The following is an 11,711-nucleotide window of genomic DNA, read 5'->3' on the forward strand; positions in this document are numbered from 1 at the left end:
CCTTTCCTACTTGTTCATGCGACCGGCGGCATCGTTGGCCATGGCTGCCCGGTCGGCTCCGGTCTGCTGGTGCGGCTCGGGCTGCTCCTGTTCCGGACGGATGCCGGCCAGGGGCTGCACGCCCGGCTTGTAGATGATGGTGTCGTTGGAGGCGCCTGCCGGGACCATGGGCCATACCATGGCATCCTTCCAGACGCGAAAGTCGATCAGGACCGGCCGGTCGGTCACTGCGTTGGCCTTATCAATGGCTTCCAGGGCCTGCTCCTGGGTAAAGGCCCGCAGTCCCAGGCAGCCATAGGCCTCGGCCAGCTTGACGAAGTCGGGGATGCCGTTGCCGTCTGTGGGCTTGTCGCCGCCGTCCTCCAAGTCGGTCTGGGAGTAGTGGCTGCCATAAAAGAGGGTCTGCCACTGACGGACCATGCCGTAGACCGAGTTGTTGAGTATGGCGATGCGGATGGGCAGTCCCGCCTGCTGAGCTGTGGCCAGCTCCTCGGAGGTCATCTGGAAGGAGCCGTCCCCGTCAACCAGCCAGACAGGCCGTGGATCCTCCTGTTCCCTGGTACCAATGGCTGTGCCGATGGCGGCGGGCAGACCGTAGCCCATGGTCCCCAGTCCGCAGGAGGAGACCCAGGAGCGGGTGCGTTCGAAGTCGATGAACTGGCTGGCCCACATCTGGTGTTGACCTACGCCGGATACCCAGATGGTATTCGGATCGGCCTTGTTGCTCAGGGTCTGGACCACCCACTGGGGAGCCAGCGTGCCGTCCGGGCTGGGCTCAAAGGTGGTGGGATAGTCGTGCCGCCAGCCGTCGATCAGCCGCCACCAGGGCTTGAGGTCGGGCTTGCCCCAAGTGCGCTGGGCCGCTTTGAGCGCCGGAATCAGGTCGTCCAGCACCTGGCCCACGTCCCCGACGATGGGTACGTCTGCCTGCCGGTTCTTCCCGATTTCGGCCGGGTCGATGTCGATGTGGATGACCCTGGCCACTGGGGCGAAGTCCTCCAGGCTGCCGGTCACCCGGTCGTCGAAGCGTGTGCCCACGGCCACCAGCAGGTCGGAGTGTTGGATGGCTCCGTTGGCGGCCACCGTGCCGTGCATGCCGGGCATTCCCAGAACGGCTGGATCGGAGTCGGGCACGATGCCTCGTGCTGGCAGGGTGGTGACCATGGGGGCACCGGTAGCTCGAACGAGTTCCTGGATCTGCCGGCGAGCGTCTGATCGGACTGCGCCGCCGCCCACATAGAGGACTGGTCTGTGCGACTGGACCAGGAGTCGGGCGGCATCATCCAGGACGTGCCCGTGCGCCCGCGTCACCGGGTTGTAGCCGGGCAGAATCATCTCCTGGGGCCAGGAGTAGAGCATCTTGCCGTTCTGGGCCGTCTTGCTCAGGTCCACTACTACAGGGCCGGGCCTTCCCGAGCGGGCGATGTGGTAGGCCTCGGTCATGACCCGGGGAATGTCCTGGGCTTTGGTCAGCAGATAGGAGTGTTTGGCCACCGGGTAGGTGATGCCCACGATGTCGGCCTCCTGAAAGGCATCGGTGCCAATGGAGTCCACACCCACCTGGCCGGTCACCACTACCAGGGGCACCGAGTCCATCATGGCATCGGCTATGGGGGTGACCATGTTTGTGGCCCCGGGGCCCGAGGTCACCAGGCAGACCCCCACCTTGCCCGTGGAGACGGCATAGCCCTCGGCTGCGTGCCCGGCGGCCTGCTCGTGGCGGGTCAGCGTGAAGTTGAAGCGCACCTGCTCGTCGATGGCGTCGTAGGTGGGCAGGATGGCCCCTCCTGGAACGCCGAAGACCTGCGTGACCCCTAGATCCTCCAGGGACCGAATCAGCGCCTGAGCTCCCGTCATGGGCTCGCCCTGGGCGGGAACATCCTTGTCGTCGGGGCCCCAGTTCCTGGGTACCGAACTGAATGCTTGCAGAGGTGTCGGCAGACTCATGTTTCCTCTCGACCTCCAGACTGCGCGCCGACCTGCGGCCGTGCATGTCGAAATATGAACCTGTCGGAGCGTCGGCGGTGTGGGCGGACGAATCCCGATCAGGAGGAGGCGCCTATGCCGTTCGTGACGGCATGCCTCCAGGTTATCCCCATAGTCTAAACAGGGGTCTGGTCGGGGCGTTGGCGCAGTACCGCATGCCGGAATTTCGGATGGATCCTCAGGAGGGTTGCTCGGCGCGCAGGGTCGCAAGCAGATCCCGGTCGTCCAGCCGCTTCCACCCCTGGGCGGCGGCAGCCAGCTGGGCCTTCCGCTTGCTGCTGGCCTGGCCCTTGCCGATCACGGTCCCGCCGTCCTCCAGGCGCAGCTCGGCGGTGAAAACCTGGGCGTATTCCGGTCCGGAGACCGCCATGGCGTACCGCGGTTCGCCCAAGCCCAGCTTGTGGGCCTTGACGGTGATCGAGGTCTTCCAATCCAGAGCCGGCCCTTCGGTGGCTACCTCGGCCAAGGTGTCGTCAAGAAGGGTATGGACGGTGGTCCTGGCCCCCTCGATGCCGTGCTCCACAAAGACCGATCCGATCAACGATTCGACGGTGTCGCAGAGTATGGAGTCCTTGTCGGCCCCGCCGTTTTCGCTCTCGCCCCTGCCCAGAAGAATATACTGCCCAAGGTGCAGCTTCTCCCGGGCGATGGCCGACAGGGCCTCCTCGGAGACCGCCTTGGCCCGCATCTTGGCCAGCTGGCCCTCGGTCATGTCCGGGTGAACCTTGTATAGGGTCTCCGTGGCTACCAGTTCCAGAACCGCGTCGCCCAAGAACTCCAACCGTTCATTGTTGGGCATGCCCGGGTGCTCATGGGCGAAGGAACGATGGGTCAGGGCGTGCACCAGCAGCTCCGGGCTGATCCTGCCGCCCAGGGCCTGGAAGAGCTCCTCAGCAGCCTGGTTGCCGGAATCCTCTTGCTCCTGTTCCTCCTGCCGCATGTAGTCTTCCTGATCCTTCCTGGAGCGCCCTGTCTGCATGGCCCTTTCTCGCTTTCTCGGACTTGCCGTCTGATGATATGGAAAAACCCCGCCACCCGTCGATGGCCGGGGTTCTCTCATTGCGTGTCGATCGCCGATTGGCTCACTTGCTGAACTGCGGACGAATGGCGTCGCGGTAGACGCGCCCGCGGTACATGCCGCAGCTGGGGCATGCCATGTGCGGCAGCGCAGGAGCTCCGCAATTGGGGCAGGTCACCGTAGCGGCGGCCTGGGTCTTCCAGTTGGCGCGCCGTGAATGGGTGTTGGCGCGCGAAGTCTTGTATTTTGGCAGTGCCATATTGTCCTCTGTTTCGATCGAATACTTCGAGCTTAAGCGTAGAGCAGTCTATCGCAACCTCCGGTCATTCGCCAGCTTGGGCGTCGCTGCCGGGGTTCTCCTCCTGCTCAAGACGCTGCTTCAGCCCCTCCAGGGCCGCCCAGCGGTCGTCCATCATCTGGTGGTGGTGGTCAGGGTGGTCATTAAGATCCATGCCACACTGGGGGCACAGGCCTCGGCAGTCGGGTCGGCATAGGGGCTGCAGGGGCAGGGCCTCCACCAGGTCGTCGCGCAGCAGGGCTTCCAGATCCATAAAGGCGCCCGCGCCGGCCAGGGGATAGGTCTGGCCGCTGGCCTCCTCCTGTTCGGCCAGGATCTCCTCCTTGCCATGGGTCGGCTCCGGTTCGGGTTCCTTGTAAGGGTAGAAGACCACCGGATCGTCCTGGATGCTGGTGTCCACAGGCCTCAGGCAGCGAGTGCATTCGGTCTTCAGCGGTACGCTGATGTGGGCCTGCAACAAAAGTCCATCCACCAAGGAGTCGATGTCACCCTCCACATGCACGGGTGTTCCTGCCGGTATACCCACTACCTGGTCGCCGATGCCCTCAGGGGCTGGAAAATCGCGGTTCACTCGGGTGCTCTGCCCTGCCCGCGTCGACACCTGGGCCACTGAAACCGCCCAGGGGGAATCCTCCGGTCTGCTCATCCCTGCGTCTCCTTTCCCCGGTCCGAGACCGACGCGTTCATGCTACGCGCTGCCTCCTGCTCACGCTGGTGGAGAACCTCCAGGCCGGCACGCACATCCTGACTCATCTTGCCCAGCTGGGTGTCGAGCTCGCCCATGACCTGGGCGGCATACCCATCGGCCCCCTGGACCAGACGGTCTGCCTGGGCCTGGGCCGTGTCGATGATGGTCTGGGCCTTCTGCCGGGCTATGGCCACCACATTCTCCTGACCAGCCAGGAAGCGGGCCTGCTCGCCAGCCTCCTTGACGATGTCTGCAGCTCGACTCTGGGCGTCGGATACGGTGGCGTTGGCCTGGGTCTGTGCCGTGTTCAGCCGGCGTTCCGCCTCCCTCATGAGCGCCGAGGCCCGCTCCAGCTGCACTGGAAGCATCTTCTTGAGCTCGTTGAGGTCGTCGGCCAGCTCGTCTCGGTCTACCTTGACCAGTCCCGGACTGAAAACGGGGGCCTTGGCCTCATCCAGCACGGCCTGGATCCGATCGATGATGTCATAGACGGTGGTGAATTCCGATCGGGGGTTCCCGCTCTCGCTTCGATCCTCCTGCAGGTCGGGCAGGTCCTTCATGTCGACTGCGGACCTGGGAGCGCTCGCTCTGGTCGAGTCGTCGATGGGCTCCTCATCGTCCCTCTCCTGGGTCTGCTCGTTCATCATTGGCTCTTTTCCGTGTGCGGTGTGTCCCTGTGCAAGGTGTATATCAATGCATCCACGACGCTGTCAGGGACCATGCCGGTGATGTCCCCTCCATGTCTGGCCACGTCCTTGACGATGGTGCTGGAGATGTGCTCCCTTACCGGATCTGCTGGCAGGAAGAGCGTTTCCACCCCGGACAGCTTGCGATTGACCAGGGCCATGCCCAGCTCGGCCTCATAGTCCCCGTTCTGTCTTAGTCCCTTGACGATGACCGAGGCCCCCACCTTCCGGCAGTAGTCGGTGATCAGGCCATCGGTAGAGGCTACGGTGATGTTCGGGTATCCGTCCTCGTCCAGGGCCCGGCGGATCATGGCCACCCGCTTCTGTTCGCTAAACATGGGGGTCTTGGCGGCATTGACGGCCACGACCACGTGGACCGTCTCGAAGAAACAGGCGCAACGTTCGATCACATCCATGTGGCCGGAGGTGACCGGATCATATGAGCCAGGGCATACAGCGATAGTCATGATTCTCAGCGTAGCGCGTCATAGGGAGCGAACGTGTAGCTCGCCGCCGTACCATGGATATCATGACTGCAAGCAAGAGCATTCGCATGGAGGATCCGGAGCGGGAGCAGAACCCCGACCAGGGCACTGGCACGGCCGTTCTGGACCGTCCGGACACCGAGACCGCCGAAAAGACCCGCCTGAACGACCAGGGCGATGCCGACCGGTTCGCCCACTACGTCTCCCGTGAGCGCATCGCCGAGTCCAAGCTGACCGGCCGGCCTGTCGTGGCCCTCTGCGGCAAGGTCTGGGTGCCCAAGCACGACCCCTCCCAGTACCCGGTCTGTCCGGACTGCAAGCGCATTTATGAACAGATGACCGGCGGCGGCCACTGAGGGCTACTGAGCGGCACAGGCTGCTTCAGGACTGCCTGTCCAAGGCGATCCGGTCGATGAGGTCTAGCTCCTCCTGGCTGAAGTCGGCGGATTCGACAGCCTTGAGATTGTCCACGATCTGCTCGGGCTTGGAGGCGCCGATGAGTACCGAGGTGACAGCCGGGTCCCTGAGCAGCCAGGCTAGAGCCATCTCTGCCAGACTCTGGCCGCGTTGACGGGCCAGGCCGTTCAGGTTCTGGATCTGCTTCAGCCGCTGAGAGGTCAGGGCGGACTCCTTGAGGAAGCGGCCGTCGGCCCGAATACGGCTGTCCTCGGGAATCCCCTGCAGGTAGCGGTCGGTCAGCAGCCCCTGGGCCAGCGGGCTGAAGGCGATCAGTCCTTTCTTCTCGTTCATTGTCGTCTGTTTGAGGCCGTTGCCTTCGATGGTCCTGTCCAAGATGGAATAGCGGTTTTGGTTGATGATGAAGGGGACGTGCATCTCGGTCAGGATGGCCGAGGCCCGTGCCATGGTCGGCCCGTCGTAGTTGGACAGTCCAAGGTAGAGGGCCTTGCCGCTGGTGACCGCCTGAGCCAGGGCGCCCATGGTCTCTTCTAGGGGCGTGTCCGGGTCGGGGCGGTGGTGGTAGAAGATGTCCACATAGTCAAGTCCCAGCCGTTTCAGGCTCTGGTCCAGCCCGGACAGCAGATGCTTGCGTGAGCCGAGGTCCCCGTAAGGGCCAGGCCACATTTCATAGCCGGCCTTGGTGGAGATGACCAGCTCCTGGCGATGGTGGCTGAAGCATTTCTGCAGGATGATTCCCACGTTGCGCTCGGCGGCGCCCGGTCCAGGCCCGTAATTGTCAGCCAGGTCGAAGTGGGTGATGCCGTGGTCGAAGGCCGTCGTGCATAGTCCCTGCATACGGTCCAGGGGCGTGGTGTCGCCGAAGTTGTGCCAGCAGCCCAGGCAAATGGGTGGCAATTTCAGACCGCTGTCGCCGCAGCGCCGGTAGGTTGTGGAATCATATCGGCTTGAGTCGGGCTGATGGTTTTCGGATTGCGCGCCCATCAGATGCTCCTGACCAGAGTGGGCAGGACAGGCTCGCCCTTCATCAGGCTCAGGGCGTTGATGGGCAGCTCCTCAAGGGCCTTGGCCCGGTGCTCACGGGCGTCCAGGACGGCTTGCCCCCCCTGGTGCCCTGGCATGCTCTGGCCATGGTCCACGTAGGTGACCAGCAGATCTCGCCAGTCCTGATCAGGCGTATAGGCCGACAAAGCCTGCTCGGCGCCCGAGATGACGTGCTCAGCGTCGGCCACCCCGTTGTGGTAGGAGCGGTAGGCCAGCTTGCGCCCCGGCACCGAGGCCTTGCCCACCGACTTCTTGGCCACGGCCTGCATGACTCCGTCGGAGTTCTCGCGCTCGGTCAGCTTGTAGACCATGGCGCAGGTGGGGGCCCCCGAACCGGTGACCAGCATGGTGCCCACCCCGTAGGAGTCCACTGGAGCGTTCTGCAGGGAGGCGATGGCGTACTCGTCCAGATCGTTGGTGACGGTGATGGTGGCCTTGGTGGCTCCCAGGGAGTCCAGCTGGGCGCGGACCTGCTGGGCCAGCGAGCCCAGGTCTCCAGAGTCGATGCGGACCCCGCCCAGCTCTGGCCCGGCCACCTCGACGGCTGTCCTGACGGCCTCCTCGATGGAGTAGGTGTCGGTCAGCAGGGTGGTTCCCTTGCCCAGGGCCTGAATCTGCCCTTGGAAGGCCTCGCGTTCATTGTCATGAAGGAGGGTGAATGAGTGGGCTGCGGTTCCGATGGCCTTAAAGCCATATCGCTTGGCCGCCAGCAGGTTTGATGTCCCCTGGAATCCGCCGACTATGGCCGCTCTGGCCGCTGCCACGGCTGCATATTCGTTGGCACGGCGCGCGCCCATATCCATGCAGGGCCGGCCCTTGGCTGCGGTGACCATGCGGGAGGCCGCCGAGGCCACAGCCGAGTCGTAGTTGAGTATGGACAGGATCAGTGTCTCCAGGAGGGTGCACTCGCCGAAACTGCCTTCGACCTGCAGAATAGGGGAGTCGGGGAAGAATATCTCGCCCTCCCGATAGCCGCGGATGGTTCCGGTGAAGCGGAAGTGCTCCAGCCAGTCGATGGTGGTCTGGCTGACGATGCGACGGTCGGACAGGAAGCGAAGTTCATCCTCGCTGGGGTGGAAATCCGCCAGCGCGTCCAGAATCCGCCCAGTGCCTGCCACCACTCCGTAGCGGCGCCCTGCCGGCAGGTGTCTGGTATAGACCTCGAAGACGGATCGGCGTCCGGCCGTACCATCCTGCAAGGCTGCATCCAGCATGGTGTATTCGTACATATCGGTCATCAGAGCCGTAGAGGTTCCGGTGCCCTTGCTATTGTTTTCAGCGTTCATGCGTTCCCCTTTGTGGGTGAAAAAGCACTTGGTTGGCACCCAGTCTAATCCTCCGGCCACCTGGCTCGCCCTGCCCTCCCAAGGTGGGCTAAGCTGGTCCGCATGAGATTCGTCGTGGGCATCTACCGATTGCTGATCGCCTTTTTCTGCCTGGGCGGCACCTACGAGGCCTGGCTGCTGGGGATCGGCAACAAGTGGGTCTACTTTACCTTCCAGACCAATATCGCCCTAGGCCTGGTCATGCTCTGGGCCGGAGCGGCCACCCTGCTCAAGGGCGTCCAGCCTCCCGCCTGGCTTAAAGGCTGCCTGACGCTCTACATCGTTATCACCGGGCTGGTGGCCATCCTGGTTCTGGGGCTGAACAGCACGGACTACAAGCTGGTCCTGGGCATCCGGACCACATGGATGATTCACGTCATCAGCCCCATCCTGGCATTGGCGGACTTCCTCTTGTTCAACCCTCATCGTCGTTTCCATTGGCACAATGTGCTGACCTGGCTGATCTATTTCCCCTTCTATGTGGCTTTTGTGCTGATCAGGGCCGCCATCTGGCCTCATTCGGGACCGCAGCCGGGCGGTAATCCCTACCCCTATGCCTTCTTGGACCTCGGACACTTGGGATGGGCCCAGCTGTTGGTCAACCTGGCTGAGTACCTGGTCGTTTTCTTCGCCCTGTCGCTGGTCATCTTCCTGATTGATCGCATCCTGCCGGCCAAGACACCGCTGACCATTGATCGGTAGACGGCTGACGGAATAATAGGGACCAGACCAGGGGAGCCTGGGCGGAACAGGAAAGGATCATCACTGATGGTTGCTATCAAGGACATGCTCCAGGAGGGTGCCGTGTTGCGGCCTGACGGCAGGGCGGCTGATGAGTTGCGACCGGTCGTCATCACCCGGCATTGGACGGATGCCCCCGAGGGATCGGTGCTGATTGAGTGCGGCAAGACCCGGGTCATGTGCACGGCCTCCTTCACGCCGACGCTGCCCCGTTGGCGCAAGGACTCCGGACTGGGCTGGGTCACGGCCGAGTACGCCATGCTTCCCAGAGCCACCAGCGACAGAACTGCACGGGAATCGGTCCGCGGAAAGGTCGGTGGACGCACCCAGGAGATCAGCCGGCTGATAGGGCGTTGTCTGCGCGGCGTAGTGGACATGAAGGCCTTGGGCGAAAACCAGATCCAGCTTGACTGCGACGTGCTCCAGGCCGACGGCGGCACCCGTACGGCCTCCGTCACCGGCGCCTACGTGGCCATGGTCGATGCCCTCCGATGGGCCCAGGACCATCATCACATCCGCAGCGCCGACAAGGTGACCAAGGATTGCGTCTCGGCCGTCTCGGTGGGCATCATCGATGGCAACCCTATGCTTGATCTTCCCTATCTGGAGGACAGCCGGGCCATGACCGATATGAACGTGTCGATGACCGGCTCCGGCGATTTCATAGAGATACAGGGAACGGCGGAGCATCGCCCCTTCAGCCGTCAGGAGCTCGGCCTCTTGCTGGACCTGGCATCCAAGGGGAACAGGGAGCTTCAGGCCGCTCAGCACGAGGCTCTGGCATCTGACTGACGCTTAGGGCAGGTATTTCAGCGAGGAGAATCTGTATGGGGCAGGCCAGAAAAGTGGTTGTGGCCACGCACAACGAGGGCAAAATGCGTGAGCTTGGTAGTATACTCAACGGTTTCCTGCCCCATGAGGGGCAGAGGATCGAGCTGGTTTCGGCCGGCCAGTTGGGCCTGTCCGATCCGGTAGAGACCGGCACTACTTTTCAGCAGAATGCTCTCATCAAGGCTGGGCAGGCCGCTCGGGAATCCGGTCTGCCCGCGCTGGCGGACGACTCGGGGCTGGTCGTTGATGTGATGGGCGCTGCCCCGGGAATCCTTTCGGCAAGGTGGAGCGGCCGCCACGGCGACGACCAAGCCAACTTGGAGCTCTTGCTGAACCAGCTGAACGACATTCCTGACGGTCACAGGGGAGGGCGGTTTGTCTGCGCTGCCGCCCTAGTCGTTCCTGATGTGCCAGGGTACGCCGTCCGTGGGTCTCAGGTGACCAGGACTGGCGAGATGCCCGGAAGCATCATCCGCCAGGCACGAGGGGAAAACGGGTTTGGCTACGATCCAATCTTCGTGCCCCGTGACCAGCCTCGGCGCGCCAGCGACCAGGAGCCTCTGACCTCGGCGGAAATGACCTCAGATGAAAAGAACGCCATTTCGCACAGGGGCAAGGCCTTGGCGGCCATCATGCCGATTCTCGTCAGCTGGGTGCTGGGCGACGGCCGCGTTAGAGGCTGATAAATCCTTATAGATTCCATACGGTGAACGGTCGCGAAGCATCGATGATCATGCCCTGAATGCCGGTTGTGCTTGAAGCTGGTAAAGTAAACGCGAAGGTGCGATTCTTTTATCTCTGTGATAGAGTCGGCGGTATTAAGGGAAAGACTAAGAGCAAAGTTGATCTGTTCTAGCACATGACTCTATCGGGATTTGGGGGTTTCGTATTGAAGCGATTGCAAGAACGGAACAATAGGGGATCGCTGCGTGTGAGTCGTTCGGTCATCGCTGTTCTGGTGACCTTTCTGGCGGCGCTGGCCATGGTTGTTCCGCTTGGGCTGAGCGCCTTGTCGGCCGGTCAGGCGAATGCCGTCGACGGGCAGGACGGGACTGCCAGCAGGAAGCCGCTGCTTTACAAGATGCTGGCTTACAACCAAAGGATTGATTCCTCCATTGATGAGCTGCGCATGGACTTCATCCTGCGCATGAAGCACAACGAGTTCGACCCTTCCTGCGCCAATGCTACCGGCGGCATCGACACCACGGGCTCCTGTAATCTATCTTTTATATACCCGTATGAAGGTTCCACCAATCCGCCGCATTATCGCCGAATAAAGTATATGAACACCATAGCTTCAAAATCATCCACTGATCCGGCCTGGACCGGAGCCTATAATTGGGCCAAGAATTGGGAACAGTACTTCACTGTCCATAAGATCATAAACTCCGGTCTGTATGACTATTTGACCATATCCGTTGAGGGCGATCTGAATCTTGGGGATACGGGTGACTCGTCAGCCCATAAAACGGGTGGTGTCGACGAGCCTCTGAACATTTATGCAATTGTAGGTCAGCAGATAGGAGCTTTGGGTTGCGATAAAGGTGATACTACATGGTCCTGGTCCTCCGACATCGCTGCTGATGAGTGCAACTACTTTTATCCTGATATTAATATTAAGGCGCCGGATCGAACTTCTAATATCACTGCAGCTTTAACGGCTGAGGGCAGGGGTTTCAAGAAGTACATGAAAGACTGCTTGGGCAGTGGAGCTGATCTTCAGTGCAGCGGACCGTGGTCTTATGTAGGCTGGGATAACAACCCAAATCTCTATAGTGGAGGTCAGTCGAATTGGGGCATGGTGACTGATTATGGTTTTCCTGCTTCTAACGGCATTAATGGCACTGCTCCTGGCGGAGCCCCGCCCAGGTCTTTCTTCGTGTACTGGCTGAATGTTCGCGGCGGCACTGATGTATGTTCGCAGACGAATTCGTATTATTATCAGTGGGTGGCTTTGAAGGATGGCCAGTGGGTGCCTGTTGATGAGCTGACTCCTGGGCCGGTTCTGGTGACGGGCCAGCAGCCGTCTCCCAATACGCTCACTGATTCGGGCGGGGCGACGTCCTCGGTCGATTCGTATTCGGCTTTTAATTTGCCTAAGCAGCGGAATAATCCGAATGAGTTGTTTGCGACTGATAAGGATGGCAATCCTATGCCTGCGCAGAATTCGGATGGTTCCATCAATTTCGGGG

General features: G+C 61.8%; 12 protein-coding genes and 1 pseudogene. 5 read left to right on the forward strand and 8 right to left on the reverse strand.

Annotation, left to right across the window (positions count from 1 at the left end):
- Positions 1 to 6: 6 nt before the first annotated feature.
- The 6 genes from J3U06_RS06975 to coaD form a co-directional block, all read right to left on the reverse strand.
- Positions 7 to 1,947, reverse strand: coding sequence for an acetolactate synthase large subunit (locus J3U06_RS06975; protein WP_267444729.1), 1,941 nt, complete (start codon positions 1,945 to 1,947; stop codon positions 7 to 9).
- 217 nt (positions 1,948 to 2,164) lie between these two features.
- The gene (gene rnc / locus J3U06_RS06980) at positions 2,165 to 2,926 is read right to left on the reverse strand and encodes a ribonuclease III (RefSeq protein ID WP_267400598.1); all 762 of its coding nucleotides are present in this window, start codon (positions 2,924 to 2,926) and stop codon (positions 2,165 to 2,167) included.
- Positions 2,927 to 3,068: 142 nt separating this feature from the next.
- Positions 3,069 to 3,263 carry a 50S ribosomal protein L32 gene (gene rpmF / locus J3U06_RS06985; RefSeq protein WP_220236867.1) on the reverse strand — a complete coding sequence of 65 codons (195 nt, stop codon included), beginning with the start codon at positions 3,261 to 3,263 and terminating at the stop codon, positions 3,069 to 3,071.
- Positions 3,264 to 3,327: 64 nt separating this feature from the next.
- Positions 3,328 to 3,948: a YceD family protein gene (locus tag J3U06_RS06990; RefSeq protein WP_267444730.1), complete on the reverse strand. Its 621-nt coding sequence runs from the start codon at positions 3,946 to 3,948 to the stop codon at positions 3,328 to 3,330.
- Complete coding sequence (locus J3U06_RS06995; RefSeq protein WP_267444731.1) at positions 3,945 to 4,637, reverse strand: cell division protein; 693 nt, start codon at positions 4,635 to 4,637, stop codon at positions 3,945 to 3,947. Before J3U06_RS06995 ends, J3U06_RS06990 begins: the two co-directional genes overlap by 4 nt.
- The gene (gene coaD / locus J3U06_RS07000) at positions 4,634 to 5,143 is read right to left on the reverse strand and encodes a pantetheine-phosphate adenylyltransferase (RefSeq protein WP_267444732.1); all 510 of its coding nucleotides are present in this window, start codon (positions 5,141 to 5,143) and stop codon (positions 4,634 to 4,636) included. Before coaD ends, J3U06_RS06995 begins: the two co-directional genes overlap by 4 nt.
- 62 nt (positions 5,144 to 5,205) lie before the next feature.
- Between coaD and J3U06_RS07005 the strand changes: the two genes are divergently transcribed.
- The gene (locus tag J3U06_RS07005) at positions 5,206 to 5,517 is read left to right on the forward strand and encodes a DUF3039 domain-containing protein (RefSeq protein WP_232345433.1); all 312 of its coding nucleotides are present in this window, start codon (positions 5,206 to 5,208) and stop codon (positions 5,515 to 5,517) included.
- Positions 5,518 to 5,542: 25 nt separating this feature from the next.
- On the opposite strand, the gene J3U06_RS07010 is transcribed toward J3U06_RS07005, so the two are convergent.
- Together J3U06_RS07010 and J3U06_RS07015 are read right to left on the reverse strand one after the other, a co-directional pair.
- Positions 5,543 to 6,562 carry an aldo/keto reductase gene (locus J3U06_RS07010; RefSeq protein WP_267444733.1) on the reverse strand — a complete coding sequence of 340 codons (1,020 nt, stop codon included), beginning with the start codon at positions 6,560 to 6,562 and terminating at the stop codon, positions 5,543 to 5,545.
- Positions 6,562 to 7,908 (reverse strand): nicotinate phosphoribosyltransferase, encoded by a 1,347-nt coding sequence (locus J3U06_RS07015; protein WP_267444734.1) that lies wholly within the window; start codon positions 7,906 to 7,908, stop codon positions 6,562 to 6,564. Before J3U06_RS07015 ends, J3U06_RS07010 begins: the two co-directional genes overlap by 1 nt.
- Positions 7,909 to 8,010: 102 nt before the next feature.
- Between J3U06_RS07015 and J3U06_RS07020 the strand changes: the two genes are divergently transcribed.
- The 4 genes and pseudogenes from J3U06_RS07020 to J3U06_RS07035 all read left to right on the forward strand — a co-directional run.
- Positions 8,011 to 8,649, forward strand: a complete 639-nt coding sequence (locus tag J3U06_RS07020; RefSeq protein WP_267444735.1) for a Pr6Pr family membrane protein — start codon at positions 8,011 to 8,013, stop codon at positions 8,647 to 8,649.
- A 66-nt stretch (positions 8,650 to 8,715) separates the two neighbouring features.
- Positions 8,716 to 9,480 (forward strand): ribonuclease PH, encoded by a 765-nt coding sequence (rph, locus tag J3U06_RS07025; RefSeq protein WP_267444736.1) that lies wholly within the window; start codon positions 8,716 to 8,718, stop codon positions 9,478 to 9,480.
- A gap of 35 nt (positions 9,481 to 9,515) precedes the next feature.
- A complete protein-coding gene (gene rdgB, locus J3U06_RS07030) occupies positions 9,516 to 10,202 on the forward strand; it encodes an RdgB/HAM1 family non-canonical purine NTP pyrophosphatase (protein ID WP_267444737.1) in 687 nt (228 codons plus the stop codon).
- 248 nt (positions 10,203 to 10,450) lie between these two features.
- Positions 10,451 to 11,711 (forward strand): annotated as a pseudogene (locus J3U06_RS07035) (hypothetical protein); the annotation flags it as partial.

It is taken from the genome of Bifidobacterium sp. B4142, from assembly GCF_026537325.1.
GTDB lineage: Bacteria > Actinomycetota > Actinomycetes > Actinomycetales > Bifidobacteriaceae > Bombiscardovia.